General features: G+C 72.8%; 17 protein-coding genes. 7 read left to right on the top strand and 10 right to left on the bottom strand.

Annotated elements, in window-relative coordinates; all coding sequences use genetic code 11:
- The first annotated feature begins 10 nt into the window (after positions 1-10).
- From OHS18_RS07700 to OHS18_RS07685, 4 genes are all read left to right on the top strand, one after another.
- Positions 11-1159, top strand: a complete 1149-nt coding sequence (locus OHS18_RS07700) for a type III PLP-dependent enzyme (protein WP_328616462.1) — start codon at positions 11-13, stop codon at positions 1157-1159.
- A complete protein-coding gene (speD, locus tag OHS18_RS07695; RefSeq protein WP_328616461.1) occupies positions 1152-1511 on the top strand; it encodes an adenosylmethionine decarboxylase in 360 nt (119 codons plus the stop codon). The genes OHS18_RS07700 and speD overlap by 8 nt, the downstream gene beginning before the upstream one ends.
- Positions 1511-2380 carry a spermidine synthase gene (locus tag OHS18_RS07690; protein WP_328616460.1) on the top strand — a complete coding sequence of 290 codons (870 nt, stop codon included), beginning with the start codon at positions 1511-1513 and terminating at the stop codon, positions 2378-2380. The genes speD and OHS18_RS07690 overlap by 1 nt, the downstream gene beginning before the upstream one ends.
- 181 nt (positions 2381-2561) lie before the next feature.
- A complete protein-coding gene (locus OHS18_RS07685) occupies positions 2562-3188 on the top strand; it encodes a DUF4360 domain-containing protein (protein WP_328454555.1) in 627 nt (208 codons plus the stop codon).
- Between the two features lie 66 nt (positions 3189-3254).
- On the opposite strand, the gene OHS18_RS07680 is transcribed toward OHS18_RS07685, so the two are convergent.
- Both OHS18_RS07680 and OHS18_RS07675 read right to left on the bottom strand, forming a co-directional pair.
- Complete coding sequence (locus tag OHS18_RS07680) at positions 3255-3692, bottom strand: hypothetical protein (protein WP_328616459.1); 438 nt, start codon at positions 3690-3692, stop codon at positions 3255-3257.
- Positions 3693-3988: 296 nt separating this feature from the next.
- Positions 3989-4456 (bottom strand): MarR family winged helix-turn-helix transcriptional regulator, encoded by a 468-nt coding sequence (locus OHS18_RS07675; protein WP_328454557.1) that lies wholly within the window; start codon positions 4454-4456, stop codon positions 3989-3991.
- Between the two features lie 74 nt (positions 4457-4530).
- On the opposite strand from OHS18_RS07675, the gene OHS18_RS07670 reads away from it, so the two are divergent.
- Together OHS18_RS07670 and OHS18_RS07665 are read left to right on the top strand one after the other, a co-directional pair.
- Positions 4531-6603, top strand: a complete 2073-nt coding sequence (locus OHS18_RS07670; RefSeq protein ID WP_328616458.1) for an MMPL family transporter — start codon at positions 4531-4533, stop codon at positions 6601-6603.
- A 46-nt stretch (positions 6604-6649) separates the two neighbouring features.
- Complete coding sequence (locus OHS18_RS07665; protein WP_328616457.1) at positions 6650-8161, top strand: carboxylesterase/lipase family protein; 1512 nt, start codon at positions 6650-6652, stop codon at positions 8159-8161.
- Positions 8162-8167: 6 nt separating this feature from the next.
- On the opposite strand, the gene OHS18_RS07660 is transcribed toward OHS18_RS07665, so the two are convergent.
- Positions 8168-8551, bottom strand: coding sequence for a MerR family transcriptional regulator (locus OHS18_RS07660; protein ID WP_328616456.1), 384 nt, complete (start codon positions 8549-8551; stop codon positions 8168-8170).
- Between the two features lie 54 nt (positions 8552-8605).
- On the opposite strand from OHS18_RS07660, the gene OHS18_RS07655 reads away from it, so the two are divergent.
- Positions 8606-9400, top strand: coding sequence for an MBL fold metallo-hydrolase (locus OHS18_RS07655; RefSeq protein ID WP_328616455.1), 795 nt, complete (start codon positions 8606-8608; stop codon positions 9398-9400).
- On the opposite strand, the gene OHS18_RS07650 is transcribed toward OHS18_RS07655, so the two are convergent.
- The 7 genes from OHS18_RS07650 to OHS18_RS07620 all read right to left on the bottom strand — a co-directional run bounded on the left by OHS18_RS07650 (position 9397) and on the right by OHS18_RS07620 (position 14860).
- Entirely contained in the window at positions 9397-9750 is a 354-nt protein-coding gene (locus OHS18_RS07650; RefSeq protein ID WP_328454564.1) for an STAS domain-containing protein, read from the bottom strand. The two genes, OHS18_RS07655 and OHS18_RS07650, sit on opposite strands and share 4 nt — an antisense overlap.
- Positions 9747-10823, bottom strand: coding sequence for a cobalamin B12-binding domain-containing protein (locus OHS18_RS07645; RefSeq protein WP_328454566.1), 1077 nt, complete (start codon positions 10821-10823; stop codon positions 9747-9749). The genes OHS18_RS07650 and OHS18_RS07645 overlap by 4 nt, the downstream gene beginning before the upstream one ends.
- The gene (locus OHS18_RS07640) at positions 10820-12448 is read right to left on the bottom strand and encodes a PP2C family protein-serine/threonine phosphatase (protein ID WP_328616454.1); all 1629 of its coding nucleotides are present in this window, start codon (positions 12446-12448) and stop codon (positions 10820-10822) included. Before OHS18_RS07640 ends, OHS18_RS07645 begins: the two co-directional genes overlap by 4 nt.
- Positions 12441-12830, bottom strand: a complete 390-nt coding sequence (locus OHS18_RS07635) for an ATP-binding protein (RefSeq protein WP_328616453.1) — start codon at positions 12828-12830, stop codon at positions 12441-12443. Before OHS18_RS07635 ends, OHS18_RS07640 begins: the two co-directional genes overlap by 8 nt.
- A 92-nt stretch (positions 12831-12922) precedes the next feature.
- The gene (locus OHS18_RS07630; protein WP_328616452.1) at positions 12923-13309 is read right to left on the bottom strand and encodes an STAS domain-containing protein; all 387 of its coding nucleotides are present in this window, start codon (positions 13307-13309) and stop codon (positions 12923-12925) included.
- 113 nt (positions 13310-13422) lie between these two features.
- Positions 13423-14589, bottom strand: a complete 1167-nt coding sequence (locus OHS18_RS07625) for a VanZ family protein (protein WP_328616451.1) — start codon at positions 14587-14589, stop codon at positions 13423-13425.
- A gap of 76 nt (positions 14590-14665) precedes the next feature.
- Complete coding sequence (locus OHS18_RS07620) at positions 14666-14860, bottom strand: antitoxin (RefSeq protein WP_328454576.1); 195 nt, start codon at positions 14858-14860, stop codon at positions 14666-14668.
- Positions 14861-14886: the final 26 nt, after the last annotated feature.

Below are 14886 nucleotides of genomic sequence, written 5' to 3'. Positions count from 1 at the left end.
GACTGGCGGTGTGTGCGCCGACTTCACCCGGATCCGCCGGTTCCTCGACGAGCGGGACCCGCCGACCCCGTGCCTCGTCGTCGACACCGACGTCGTCGGGGCCCGGGCGGCGGAGTTCCGCGCGGCGTTCCCCGGCGCGCTGATCCGGTACGCGGTCAAGGCCAACCCGGCCCCGCCGGTGCTCGACGCGCTGGTGGCGGCCGGGATCGGCTTCGACGTCGCCGGGCCCGCCGAGGTCGCGCGGTGCCTCGAGCGCGGCGCCGAGCCGGCCGGCCTCGCCTACGGGAACCCGATCAAGAAACCCCGGGACATCGCCTTCGCCCACGACCGCGGGGTCCGCGAGTTCACCTCGGACGCCGCGACCGACGTCGACCACCTCGGCCGGTACGCGCCGGGCTGCGCGGTGTCGATCCGCGTGGTGCTCGACGCGCCGGACTCGGTGACGCCGTTCGGCCGCAAGTTCGGCTGCGACCCGGCCGAGGCCCTCGACCTGGTGCTGCGCGCCGCCGCGCTGGGGCTGCGGCCCGGGATCGCGTTCCACGTCGGCTCGCAGCAGCCCGCCCTCGGTGCCTGGGAGATCGGGATCGCCACGGCGGCGAAGCTGTTCGCCGAGGCCGGGGCCCAGGGCGTGGGGATGACGCGGCTCAACCTGGGCGGCGGTTTCGCGACGGCCCACCGCACCGGCGTCCCGTCGCTGGCCGCCTACGCCGCGACGATCGAGTCGGCCCTCGGCACACACTTCCCCGACGGCCGGCCGGAGCTGCTGCTCGAACCCGGCCGGGTGCTCGTCGCCGACGCCGGCCTGCTGCGCACCGAGGTCGTCCTGGTCGCGGACCGCGGCGAGCGGCGCTGGGTGTACCTCGACATCGGCCGCTACAACGGCCTCGCCGAGGCCGAGAACGAGGCGATCGCCTACCGGTTCGAGCCGGTCGAGACGCCCGCCGGGCCCGCCGGGCCGGTGGTGCTCGCCGGGCCGACCTGCGACGGCGACGACGTCCTCTACCGGCGGACGCCGTACGAGCTGCCGCTGTCGCTGCGCGCCGGTGACCGCCTCGACCTGCCCGGGACCGGCGCCTACACCGCGTCGTACGCCTCCGTGGAGTTCAACGGGATCGAGCCGCTGCGGACCTACTGCCTGGGGAAGTGGGGAGATGCCTGAAATCGGCCGGTTCTCCGGGTGGCACGTCCTGGCCGAGCTGCACGGCGTCGACCCGGGCCTGCTCGACGACGCCCCGAAGCTGGGGGAGCTGCTCCGCGCCGCGGTGACGGAGGCGGGCGCGACGGTCGTCGACGTCGTCGCCAAGAGCTTCGCGCCGCAGGGCGCCACCGTCATCGCGCTGCTCGCCGAGTCCCACGCGTCCGTGCACACCTACCCCGAACACGGGTCGCTGTTCGCCGATGTGTTCACCTGCGGCGAGCGCGCCGACCCCGAACAAGCGGTGCGCCTGCTGGCCAAGTCGCTGGACGCCGCCTCGATCCACCTGACCGTCCTCCGCCGGGGAGAAGCCTGATGACCGCGATCCACGAACCGCTCGGCTCCGGCCTGACCCGCGTCTGGGAGGTCGAAGACGTCGTGTTCCGCGCGCGCACGGCCTACCAGGAGGTGCTGATCGGGCGCACCGCGCAGGGCGTTTCGCTGTTCTGCGACAACGAGCGCCAGAGCACCGAAGCGAGCCAGCTCCTCTACCACGAGGCGCTGATGGTGCCCGCGCTCCTGCTCGCCGACGAGGTGCGCCGGGTGCTCGTGATCGGCTCCAGCGAAGGTGTCGCCTGCGAGCTGGCGCTGGCCGCCGGCGCCGAGGTCGTCGACCACGTCGACATCGACGAGCAGGCCGTCCGCGCCTGCGCCGAGCACCTGCCCTACGGCTACACGACGGCCGCCCTCGCCGACGCCGAACGCGGAGCCGGGCCGGTCCGGCTGTCCTATGAGGACGGCTGGGCGTTCCTGGCCGCCGCGGAAGAGCGTGGTGACACCTACGACGTCGTCGTGATCGACCTGCCGGACGAGAACACCGACCCGGACGCGCAGCACAACCGCTTGTACGGCACGGACTTCCTCAGCCGCTGCGCGCGGCTGCTGGCGCCCGGCGGGGTGGTGACCTGCCAGGCGGGCTGCCCGACGCTGTGGCGCAACGAGACGCTGGTCGCGTCGTGGCGGCGGTTCCGCGAGGTGTTCGGGACCGTGCTGTACTTCGGCTCCGACGAGCACGAGTGGGCCTTCCTGTCCGGGCGGGCGGACCGCGTCGGCGAGCCGGGGGCGCTGGTGGCCCGGCGGTTCGGCGAGCGGGCGAGCACGGCCGTGACACTCGACGCCGAAACGTTGCTCGCGGGCGCGACGCCCCCGTATTCGCTCCGGCGGAATACTGGTCCAGTCCAGTAGCGCCATCGATTCTTCGAATAATCAACTATTGCCGGCGAAAGTACGGGAAATCCATTTCCCGTACTTTTCTCGTGGTGTTACTCCGTTCAGTGGCCCTCGGGCGGTTTGCGATCGCGCTACGATCCGTTCCGCGAGCGATCATCGTGATCACAAGGCATCGTGGCCCATTTGGAGGAGCGTCATGCTCGGTATGTCGGTCGTCGCCGTAACGATTCTGTCCCTGCTCGCCGCACCCGCCGATTCGTCGGTGAACCCGGTGCCGACCGAAAAGATCACGCTCGACATCAAGACCATCAACGGTTCGGGCTGCCCGGCCGGCACGGCCACCGCGTCGGCGGACGTCGCCTCCGACAACACGTCCTTCTCGGTGCGCTACTCGAACTTCACGGCCAAGGCCGGCGGTGGCGCTCCTGCTCTCGACGCCCGGAAGAACTGCCAGATCAACGTGCTCGTCCATGTGCCGCAAGGATTCACGTACGCGATCGCGGAGGCGGAGTACCGCGGGTTCGCGCACATCGAGAGCGGGGCGAGCGCGCTGGAGCAGGCGAACTACTACTTCGCCGGGACGTCGCCGACCGCGCGGGTGCGCCACACCTTCCCCGGCCCGTTCCACGGCCAGTGGCGCGCGACGGACACCACCGACGTCGCCGCGCTGGTGTTCGCGCCGTGCGGTGAGGACCGCAACCTCAACATCAACGCGGAACTGCGGGCGGACGCCGGAACGTCCTCGGGGGCCAGTTTCATCGAAATGGATTCCGAGCACGCGAGCGTCGACACGGTTTACCACTTCGCGTGGAAGAACTGCTGAGCCGGGCGTATTCGGAGTGGCCCGCCCACCGGAACCCGGGTGCCGGTGAGCGGGCCGTTCGCCCGCTCAGACGTGCGTGACCAGCAAGGTCACCCCCGCCTCGCCGCCGCAGTCGACAAAAACGGGCCCGACACCGTTCCCGATCTGTGCGGCGAGCGTGGCTTTGGCCTCGAATTCGTCCGGCCCGGACTTCAGGATCCGGATGTTCTCCAGGACGGGGTGCTCCGGAGAGCCCCCGAGTACGGACTTCAGGCCGGTGCCGCCCCCGCAGTTCCCGGTGATGGTCACCTCTTCGCCGCGCCGGGTGGTCGGGTTCGGGCTCACCTGGACGGTGGCGCGCGCGCCCTTCGGCGGCTGCTGGGCTGTGCTGCTCATGGTTTTCCCCTCCGTGGTGCCGGAATCGGCCGACGCGCCGCCGGCGATCCCGATGCTCGTGGCCGTGATCAGCCCGGCCGCGAGGGCCAGGCCGAGCAGGGTGCGGGTCGGCTTCGTGGTGCCGCGCATGGTGATCTCCTCCCGGATCCGGTATCGCCGGATCCACCCCGTAAGTCGTGCGGGGAGGGGGCGGAGGTTCTCGACACGATGTGGATCACTCGAACGGGTGAATGGCGCGCACACGAAAGGCCTGGCACTTCCACCGGGAAAGTGCCAGGCCGCAAGGGAAACCGAGGTCAGCTGCCGACCGGTGGTCGTTCGGCTTTCGCGGCGGGCACGAGGGTGCATCGTCGCTCGAACCGCTCCATCAGCACGGTTGCGATCAACAGGGCCACTGGGGTGCTCACCGCGATCCACATGCCTGCTCAGTTACCCAGCCCCGGGTGATCTGAACCCCCCGCCGACAGACCGCCGATCAAAGAGAGCAGCCGCGCGCGGAACGCGTCGTCGTCCCCGAGGCCGCCGAGCAGGGCGGGGTCTTCGCGTTCGGCGCGCACGGCCTGTTCGTGGACGGCGCGCCCGGGCGAGGTCAGCCGCGCGAGGTGGCGGCGGGCGTCGGCCGGGTCCGGTGTGCGCGTGACGAAGCCGGCCTTGGCGAGCCGGTCGAGGGTGCGGCTCATCGTCTGGTCGGTCACCTGGCAGCGCCGGGCCAGGGCTCGCTGGGGGAGCGGCCCCTCGCGCAGGGTGTGCAGCGCGATCAGCCCCGCGTGGGTGAGGCCCAGGCCGTCGAGCACGGCGACCCAGCGCTGCTCGACCAGCCGCGCGGCGACAGCCAGCAGGCGGCCGGTCGGCCACGTGCTCAGGTCCGGTTCGGGGGCTGTGCTCACCGTCACTCCGTGCCGTCGTGCAGAATGTTCAGCCTGCTGAACAATTGGGCGTGTTCGCGCTCGAAAGGACCTTAGCGACCATGAACGAGACCGCTCCACGCCGTCTTCGCTGGCTGATCCCGGCCCTCCTGGTGATCGCCTGGCTCGCGATCGGCGGGTTCGGCGGGCCGTTCGCCGGGAAGCTCAGCGAAGTCGCGAAGAACGACAACGCCGCCTTCCTGCCCGCCTCGGCCGAGGCCACCGAAGTGTCCGACGAGCAGAAGGCGTTCACCTCGCGCCAGGTGCTGCCCGCCACCGTCGTCGCCGAACGCACGAGCGGCCTGACCGGCGAAGACCGCCGGTTCCTCGAGGCCAAGGCCCAGCAGCTGGGCACCGTCCCCGGTGTCGTCGGGCCGCTGGGGAAGCCCCAGAACGCGCCGCGCGACGACCAGGCCGTGCAGCTGGCCGTGCCGATCCTCGCCGACGGCAACCCCGCCGACGACGTCAAGGAGGTCCGCGCTCAGCTCACGGGCGCGCCGGACGGCCTGACCGTGCTGGTCACCGGCCCGGCCGGGCAGGTCGCGGACCTGGTCACGGCGTTCGGCGGGATCGACGGCATCCTGCTGCTCGTCGCCGGCGGTGTGGTCGCCTTGATCCTCATCGTCGTCTACCGCAGCCCGCTGCTGCCGTTCCTGGTGCTGCTCTCGGCGGTGTTCGCGCTCGGGCTCGCGAGCCTCGTGGTCTACCTGCTGGCGAAGAACGACGTCCTCGCGCTCAACGGCCAGAGCCAGGGCATCCTCTCGATCCTCGTGTTCGGCGCGGCGACCGACTACGCCCTGCTGACCGTCGCGCGCTTCCGCGAGCAGCTGCGCGACACGCCGAGCCGGTTCGACGCGCTGCGGATCGCCTGGCGCGCCACGCTCGAACCGATCGCCGCGTCGGCGGGCACCGTCGTGCTCGGCGTGCTGTGCCTGCTGTTCAGCGACCTGAACTCCAACAAGGGGCTCGGTCCGGTCGCGGCGATCGGCATCGGCGCCGCGCTGCTGGCGTCGACCACGTTCCTGCCCGCCGTGCTCGCGCTCTGCGGCCGCGGCGCGTTCTGGCCGTTCAAGCCCGCGCTCGGCTCGCCGCACCCGGAGACCGCCGGGATCTGGGGCCGGGTGGCCGGCCTGGTCGGCAAGCGGCCGCGCGCGGTGTGGGTGGTGACGGCGCTCGTGCTCGGCATCGGCGTCGCGTTCCTGCCGCAGCTCAAGGCGTCCGGCACCGCCCAGTCGGACGTCTTCCTCACCCAGGTCGAGTCCGGCACCGGGCAGGACGTCCTCGGCCGGCACTTCCCCGGCGGCCTCGGCGCGCCCGCGATCACCATCGCCGACGCCGGCGCGCTGCCCGCCGTGCTCGCGGCGTCCGAAGTGGACGGTGTGGCGCAGTCGCTGCCGTTGCCCGGCCCCGACGGGAAACCCAAGGTCGTCGGCGGCCGGGTGCAGATCCTGTCCGTGCTGAACGACCCGGCGGACTCCGAAGCCGCGGTCGCGACCGTCGGCCGGCTGCGCGACGCCGTGCACGCGGTACCCGGCGCCGCCGCGAAGGTCGGCGGCCCGACGGCGATCCAGCTCGACACGCAGCAGACGTCGGTGCACGACCGCGAGCTGATCATCCCGATCGTGCTGCTGGTGATCTTCCTCGTGCTGGCCCTGCTGCTGCGCTCCCTGCTCGCGCCGTTGCTGCTGATCGCGACGGTGGTCCTGTCGTTCGCCGCGACGATGGGCGTGTCGGCGCTGGTGTTCAACCACCTCTTCGGCTTCCCGGGGGCGGACCCGGTGGTGCCGTTGTTCGGGTTCGTGTTCCTGGTGGCGCTGGGGATCGACTACAACATCTTCCTGATGACACGCGTCCGCGAAGAGGCACTGACCCGGGGCACCCGCGCCGGCACCTTACGCGGGTTGTCGCTGACCGGCGGCGTGATCACGTCGGCGGGCGTCGTCCTGGCGGCGACGTTCTCGGCGCTGGCGGTGATCCCGATCCTGTTCCTCGCCCAGATCGCGTTCATCGTCGCGTTCGGCGTCCTGCTGGACACGTTCCTGGTGCGCTCGCTGCTGGTCCCGGCCCTCACCGTGGACGTCGGCCGCCGGATCTGGTGGCCGTCGAAGCTGGCGCGGAAAGCCGATCAGCCGTAGGTAAATGGCTGGCGCGCGTCCCGGTCGGGCGAGGAACATCCCTGCGATGACCGCAGTCGCGCCCCGCCCCGAAGTCCGCACCCCGGCCGGAACCCTGCGCGGCAGCGGGGAAGCGGGTCTCGCGGTCTTCCGGGGCATCCCGTTCGCCGAGCCGCCGGTCGGCGCCCTGCGGTTCGCCGCACCACAACCGGTGCGGGCCTGGGACGGGGTGCGGGAGGCCGTCTCGTACGGCCCGCCGCCCCCGCAGGCCGGGGCGTTCGGCATGGACGAGCTCGCGAAGGACGCGCCGGGCGAAGACTGGCTGACGGTCAACGTCTGGTCGCCCGAACCCGGTCCCGCCGCCGGGTTGCCGGTCATGGTGTGGATCCAGGGCGGTGCCTACGGGATCGGCACGTCCGGCCTCCCCGAGTACGACGGCGCCCGCCTCGCGCGCGACGGCGGGGTCGTCGTGGTGACCTTCAACTACCGCGTGGGTGTCGAGGGTTTCGCGCAGCTCGACGGGGCGCCGGCCAACCGTGGCCTGCTCGACCAGGTCGCCGCGCTGCGGTGGGTGCACGACACCATTCGCGCCTTCGGCGGCGATCCCGGCCGGGTCACGGTCTTCGGCGAGTCGGCGGGCGGTGGCTCGGTCGCCGCCCTGCTGGCGATGCCGCGGGCGGCCGGGCTCTTCCGGCGGGCCATCGCGCAGAGCGTGCCGGGCACGTTCTTCTCCCCGGAGCTCGCCGCCGACATCGGCGCCGCCTTCGCCGCCGAGCTGGGGCTGCGTCCCACGGTGGCCGACCTGTCCGACGTGGACCCGGCCCTGCTCGCCGCCGCCGGTGACGCGGTCACCGAGGGGATCGGCGGGCGCGCGCACGACTGGGGCCAGGCCGCGCACCGGTCGATCCCGTTCGCGCCCGTCGTCGACGGCGATGTCCTGCCGGGCACGCCGTGGCAGGCTCTCGCCGGCCGGGACGTAGAACTCGTCGTCGGCCACACCCGCGACGAACAGCGGCTGTTCACCGTGATCGAGGGCATCCTCGGCCAGGTGACGCCGGAGCAGGCGGCGACCGCCCTGGAGGTGTTCGCCCCCGGCCCGGACGGAGCGCGCCGGTACCGCGACGGCTTCCCGGACGCGGGGCCGGACGAGCTGTACGAGCTGGTCCACTCGGACTGGCTGTTCCGGATGCCCAGCCTGCACCTCGCCGAGGCGCACGTCGCGGCCGGCGGTCGCGCCCACCTCTACGAGCTGACCTGGCCCGCGCCGGGGATGGGCGGCGCGTTCGGCGCCTGCCACGGCCTCGACGTGCCCCTGGTCTTCGGCAACCTGGACCGGGGCGGGCCCGCCGCGTTGATCGGCCAGGACACCGCCGAAGCGGCGGAGCTCTCGGCCCGGATGCGCGCGGCGTGGACGGCGTTCGCCACCTGCGGCGACCCCGGCTGGCCCGCGTACGACACCGCCCGGCGCCTCACGCAGCTGTTCGACACCACACCGGCGGTCGCCGCCTACCCGGAGGAGGTTTCCCGCCGGATCTGGCAGGACCACAGCTTTCCCGCACTGCCCCTGCTGAACCGGTGAACCGGGTCAGCCGATCGTCACCTTGAAGTCGGGGCAGTCGACCAGCGGCACGTGGTCGCAGTGCGCGGCGTGGCGGAGGCTGTCGCGCATCCGGGTCAGGCGGTCGATCGCGCCGTCGAGTTCGTCCGCCTTCGAGGCCATGCGCTCGCGCAGGGCCTCGTCGCCGGGGGTAGCGACCAGGAAGCGGGCGATCTCGGCGATCGTGAACCCGGCTCCGCGGGCGCAGGCGACGAGGTCGAGGCGCCGCAGGACGTCGGGGTGGTAGGTGCGCCGCAGGCCGTTGCGGCCGGCCGGCTCGACCAGGCCGCGCTTCTCGTAGAACCGCAGGGCCGACGGCGCCAGCCCGGCGCGTTCGGCGACCTCGGCGATGTCGAGCAGGGCTTCGGTCATCGGGACCTCCCAGGTACTTGACTTGAATCGTAGTTCAAGTCGGAGGCTGTCCCCATGAAGATCCACCACCTCAACTGCGGGTCCGTGCGGCAGATCGAAGCCCCCGGACTCCCGGCCGCCCCGGCCGTCAACCACTGCCTGCTCGTCGAGACCGAGCGCGACGGCCTCGTCCTGGTCGAAACCGGCCTCGGCCTCGACGACGTCCGCGAGCCCGAGACCACCCTGGGCGCCGACTGGGTCGCCATGGCCCAGCCCGCCCTCGCCGAAGACGAGACGGCGATCCGGCAGGTCGCGCGGCTCGGGTTCGACCCGGCCGACGTGCGGCACGTCGTCGTCACCCACCTCGACGTCGACCACTGCGGCGGCCTGCCCGACTTCCCCGGCGCCCGGGTGCACGTGCTCCGCGCGGAGCTCGACGCCGCGGTCGCCGAAGCCCCGAGTTTCCGGTACCGGCCCGCGCACTGGGCGCACGGCCCGCAATGGGCGGCCTACGACGTCCCGGCGGGCGACGACTGGTTCGGGTTCGCGTCGGTGCCGCTCACCGGCCTGCCGCCGGAGATCCGGCTGGTGCCGCTCGGCGGGCACACCGCGGGTCACGCCGGGGTCGCCGTGCACGACGGCGCCCGCTGGCTGCTGCACTGCGGCGACGCCTACTACTACCACCGCGAACTCGACGTCACGCCGGAGCCGCACCCCATCCTCGACGTCGTCCAGACCCGCTCCGAAGTCCACCACGACCTGCGGCTCGGCACGCAGGCGCGGCTACGGGAACTGGTACGAGGACACGGCGACGACGTCACGATCTTCAGTGCCCACGACCCGTGGGAGCTGGCCGGGCTGCGGGGCTAGGAGTCGGCGCGAGCGCGGGAGATCGGGGCTTCGCCGGTCAGGTGCGCGAAGGTCCCGGTGAGCGCGAGCAGCCGGTCGAGGGCGGGCCGGCGGTTGTCCAGGTGGAACCGGCGGCCCGCGCCGGTGACGGCGGTGTGCGCCCGCAGCAGCGCCGAGAGGCCGGAAGAGTCGCAGAACGCGATTCCCCCGCAGTCGAGCCGCACGTCCCGGACGTCGGGCGCGCCCGCCAGCCGGTCGGCGATCAGCCGGGACAGCAGCGTGGCCGTCGCGAACTCCAGCTCGCCGACGATCACGACGTGGGCTGTGCCCGGCTCCGGTGACGTCCAAGTGCAGGTCAGCGAGGTACTCATGCGGACAGCTCCGATCCGGCGGCCCGGTCCGCCAAGTGCGTGCGGGCGGTGCCGAGCAGCCCGGTGGCCCGGGGGAAGTCGCGCAGCTCCGCCTCGAGCAGGTCGAGCGCGGGCACCAGCGAGACGGCCGGGACACCACGTGCGGTGAGGATGTCGGCCGTCCAGGTCAGGAACCCGGTCAGCAGGTCGCTGTCGCCGACGTAGAGGGCGGTCGCGAGGAAGTCGACGATGTGCGCGATGTCCTCGGCCGTGTGCCGGCGCTGCAGGTCGGTGTAGGACCGCATCGCCGGGATCCGCCCCTCCAGCCCGGCGAGCACCGCCTTCACGAGGTTGCCCGAGCTGCGCGTGACCAGGGTGTACTCCTGGTCGGCCAGGTGCGGCAGATCGTCGAACGGCTGGTGCCCGATCTGCGGCCGGGGGAGTGGTTCGGTCAGCCGGTCGGCGGCCGTGCGCGCGTCCGGGGCCCATGCCTCGGCGCCGAGCAGCCGCGCGTACCGGCCGTCCGGCCCGAACGCGGCACCACCGGCGATCACCGGGGTCGCCGCCGCCTGGCACGCCGTGATCGTCGCGTGCGCGGTCGGCAGCCGGGTGGCGATGGAGCTGGACAGGGCGACCGCGTCGGGCCCGGTGCGGTGCAGGTGGGCGACCAGGTGCGGCGCCGGGACCTGCGCGCCCAGGTAGTCGACGTGGAACCCACGCAGCCGCAGGACCTCGGCGAGCAGCCGGGCGGGCATCGCGTGCCATTCGCCGTCGACGCAGGCGACCGTGACGCGGCCGAGGCGCGGTTCCGGCCGGGGCAGGACGTGACCGAAGGTGGCGATGACGCGATCGTTGATCGCCGTCGCCACGTGCTCCTGCGCGACACTCAGCCGGTTGGCCGCCCACTCCCGGCCGACCTTCCGCTGCACCGCGCCGATCACGTCGAGCAGCACGCTCTCGGGGTCCAGGCCTTGGTCCAGCGCCCGGACCACGACGTCGCCCGCGGCGTACTCGTCGCCCGTGGTGACGGCTTCCCACAACAGGTCGGCGTGCTCGGCGACCCCGGCCGGACCGGTGCGGGTCGGGACACTCACGCGGTGTACCTCCCGCGGCTGTGCCCGCCGACCGCGGCGAGGTGCTGCCCGCGCGGGGCGGTGATCGCGAGGACCGCCATGTCGTCGTGGTCGCCGCGCCCGATCCACTGCGCGGCCAGCATGTGGATCCGTTCGACGACCGCGTCGGCCGGCATGTTCGCGCACTCGGTGAGCTCCTGCCGGAGCCGGTCTTCCCCGAACCGGGCGTCCCCGAGCGGGCCGCCCTTGGCCTCGACGATGCCGTCGGTGAACAACAGGCAGGTTTCGCCGGGGTTGAGCGTGACGTCGGCGCTCTGCGACTCGATCTCGGGCAGGAAGCCGATCAGGCTGCCGTGGGTTTCGGCTTCCTCGACCCGGCCGTCCGCCCGGACGATCAGGGGCGGCGGGTGCCCGGCGCAGGTGACACGCAGCCGGACGGCGTTGCCTTCGCGCTTCGCGGAGGCCAGCACCAGGGTGACGTAGCGGGCGTCGTGGCGGTCGGCGAGCGTGCGGTTCAGCAGGCCGAGCAGCCGGTGGTGATCGTCCGCCATCGGCAGCAGCGCCCGCAGCGTCGTGCGGATCTTGCCGGTGAGAACGGCGGCGTCGAGGCCCTTGCCGCAGACGTCGCCGAGCACGGCCAGCGCCTCTTCGCCCTCGGCCGTACCCGTCGCGTGGACGTCGTAGAAGTCGCCGCCGATCCGCTCGCCGTCGAGCGCCGGGCGGTACCGTCCGGCGAACTCGACCCCGCCGAGCTGCTCGAGATCCGGTGGGAGCAGCTCACGCATCAGCGTGTCGGTGATGGCGGCCTGCAGCGCGAACACCCGCGCCGCGGACATCGCCGCGCCCGCCCGGGCCGCGAAGAGCCGGGCGAAGAGCTCTTCCTGTTCGGTGAACGACTTCAGGTCGCCGCGGCGCAGCAGCACCAGCGCGCCGGCGGGGACACCGTGGCCGGGCAGCGGCGTCACGACGATCGAGCCGACCGGCCCGAACCCGTCCGGCAGCACCCAGTCCGGCGCGTTGTCCGGGGCGAGCCAGCGCGAAGGGACCGGCGGGAAGCCCTGCAGGGCTTCCCCCAGCCCGGGCAGCTCGTCCGGGTCGATCTCCAGCCGTCGGCGGGCCGGCTCGCCGCCGCGAACGCAGCTGACCGCGGGAAAGGTCCCGCTGGTCCTGGGCGCCAGCACCAGCACGGCGTCGGCCAAGTGCTCCGCGGCGAGCCGGGCGGCGACCTCCATGCAGCGTTCCAGGTTGAGCGAGCCGAGCAGCGCGGCGGAGGCTTCGCTGAGGAACGCCGTCCGCTCCTGTTCGCGGGCCAGTGCGTCCCGGGCGGCGCGGAGGTCGGTCTCGTCGATCAGCCACCAGAGCACGGTGCCGTCGTGCGGGACGGGGTGCGCGGCGAAGAACCGCTCGCCGACCGCGCCGCGGGCCACCTCGCCGGGGCGCAGCTCGTGCGCCTCGACCAGCCACTGCGCGGTCGTGCCGGTCAGCGGGTGACCGGGGCCGGCGTCCGGGAAGAGCCGGCGGGCGGCTGCGTTCACGGCCCGGAGGATTCCCGAGCCGTCGGCGACGAGCGCGGCCGTGGGTGCGGCGTCCCAGCCCCGGTCTCCGATGAGCGGAGCCGCGGGGGCGGTGTGGACGCGCTCAGCCATGGGCGCCCGGCTCGGTCGCCAGCTCGGCCCACAGGGTCTTGCCGGCCGGACGGCGGAGCTGGCCCCACGCCGCCGCGCAGCGTTCGACCAGCAGCAGCCCGCGGCCGCCCTGATCGGACGGCGCCCGGCGGCGGGCCGTCTCGGCGCTGCCGTCGTCGACCTCGATCCGCACCTTGGCCACGCCGGGCAGCAGGCGCACGTGGTAGGGCGCGTGGCCGTGGCGCAGGGCGTTCGAGGCCAGTTCGTCCACCACCATGACGGCGGTGGTGACCACGCTCGCCGGGAAGCCGCCGAGGACGGACCGGACCCAGCCGCGGACCCTCGCCAGCTCGGAGAGCTCGGCGGAGATGGTGATCTCTTGCCTGGCAAAACGCAGGTTCACGCCCGCCTCCTTCACGGTGCCGGGCCCCGAACGGGTGCCGTCCCCCTCTTCATGCCCGGAACCGGGCTCGCCCACACGGGTGCCGGAGGTCGTCATGCGTCATCACCCCAGGAAGCGCGCGCCGCGGCGACGGTCGGGTGCAGCGGCATGACCTCGCCGAGCCCCAGCAGCTCGATCGGCCGGACGACGGCGGGAACGGTGGTCGCGACGGCGAGCCGGCCGCCCGCGTCGCGCAGCCGGGTGCCCAGCCGCAGCAGGATCTGCAGGCAGCTGGAGTCGCAGTACTCGACCTCGGTCATGTCCAGCACGACCTTCCCCAGGCCGGGGTCTGCCGGCAGCAGGTCCGCGAGTTTCGCCGATACGGCCAGGTCGAACTCGCCGCGCAGGACGTAGACGGTCACATCCCCGGCGGCGTGCTCGGCCAACGACCAGCCTTGCCCCGAAGAGCGCTGCCGGGGCCGCGTCGCGTCGGTGGTCATGGTTGTGCTCCTGGAGGGGACGGGCTTCGTCTGACTGCGGGCTGGCAGCTCAACCCGTCCGGGAAAATCTACCAGCGGCCCCGGGCGCGGGCAGTGCGGTGGGCGTGCCGTCCTTAAAGGACTTCCTTGGTCCGGGCCGGTTCGGGGACCGGTTCGGGCGGCGTGCTCGCAGGTGAGGGCACGATCGCGAGGTTCACGGTGCGGGTCAGCCGTTCGTAGGGTGCGCGGTGCTCGTTGTCGAGCAGGACGGCCAGCGGGGTCCACACGAGCACGACGAAGAACGACGCCGCCAGCGCGAGCGGCAGCAGCAGCTGTTCGGGGTGCTCGCCGAGGTCCCAGCGGTCCAGGTCCAGCAGCATCCAAGTCAGCCACAGGGGGGACAGCAGGACGCCGTTGCGGACCAGCAGCGATATGGGCCCGGCCCGGCGGCCGCTGCGCCGCGCGACCCGCAGCAGCATCGCCCGCTTGCCCGGCGTCGACCCGGTCACCGCGGGCAGGACCACGAACCACACGATCGCGAGGATGACGACCGGCGTGTCGCGGTGGCGCAGGTCCTCGCCGAACAGCGTCAGCAGGCCGAACAGGAACCCCAGCAGCGCGGCGAACCCGAGCAGGTCGGTGGCCAGCGCGAACAGCCGCCGGGTGAAGGTGACCTTCGTGGCGTAGCGGCGGTGGTCGTGGTCCGGCTGCAGCGCGGGCAGCACCCGGCCGAGCGGGCCGGCGATCAGCCAGCCGAGCGCGGCACCTGCGGTGTTCAGGATGAGGTCGTCGACGCTGAACAGGCGGTACGGGCACGGGTAGACGAACCACAGCCCGGTGAGCTGCGTCAGCTCGAACAGGAGGGAGAGGCCGAACCCGGCCAGGATCGTCGGCACGGCGCGCATCCGCTGGGCGTAGCGGAGGAACAGGCCGAGCGGGACCAGCATCGCGACGTTGAGCGCGGTGGTCCAGACAGCGGGGTTGTGCAGGATCGCGCCGGGGCTCCAGTGGCCGCGGGCGCGCTGCGAGACGACTTCGACGAAGTAGAACGGCCGCAGCTGGGGAGAACTGGCGTAGCTGTGTCCCGCGCAGAAGTTCGCGTTGTCGGGCAGCGGCAGGATCGTCTGCGTCGCGATCGCCAGGAGGTAGAACACGAAGGTGTAGAAGACGACCGTCGTCCACCCGCCCGCGCGCCCTCGGCGCCGGTAGCTGACGAACGCCGCCGGCAGCATGACGAGCAGGACGATGAGCGGGAACAGGTAGAGGGCGGTCCGGACGGGGACGAGGTAGGTGGCGACCACGGAGCCGGTGGTACCCAGCCGAGGCGCGAGCGAAGCGTGCTTCGCCCGGACGGCTGGGCAGTCACCGGCGCCCGACTCACTGCGGCGGCGCGTCCTGCTGGCCGCCGCCCTGCTTGTGCAGGAAGTCCTTCACCTTGTCCGAGCCCTGGTCGATCTTGTCGGCGTGCTCGCCGAACCGCCCCTTGGCGGCTTCGGCGGCCTTGTCGATGCCCTGGTCGGCCTTGTCGGGGTTGTTGCCCAGGGCCTCTTTCGCCTTGTCGAAAAGACTCATCGGTAGGACTCCGTTCGGAATAGCGG

It is taken from the genome of Amycolatopsis sp. NBC_00355 (assembly GCF_036104975.1).
GTDB lineage: Bacteria > Actinomycetota > Actinomycetes > Mycobacteriales > Pseudonocardiaceae > Amycolatopsis.
This window is presented reverse-complemented; position numbering and strand designations above follow the sequence as displayed.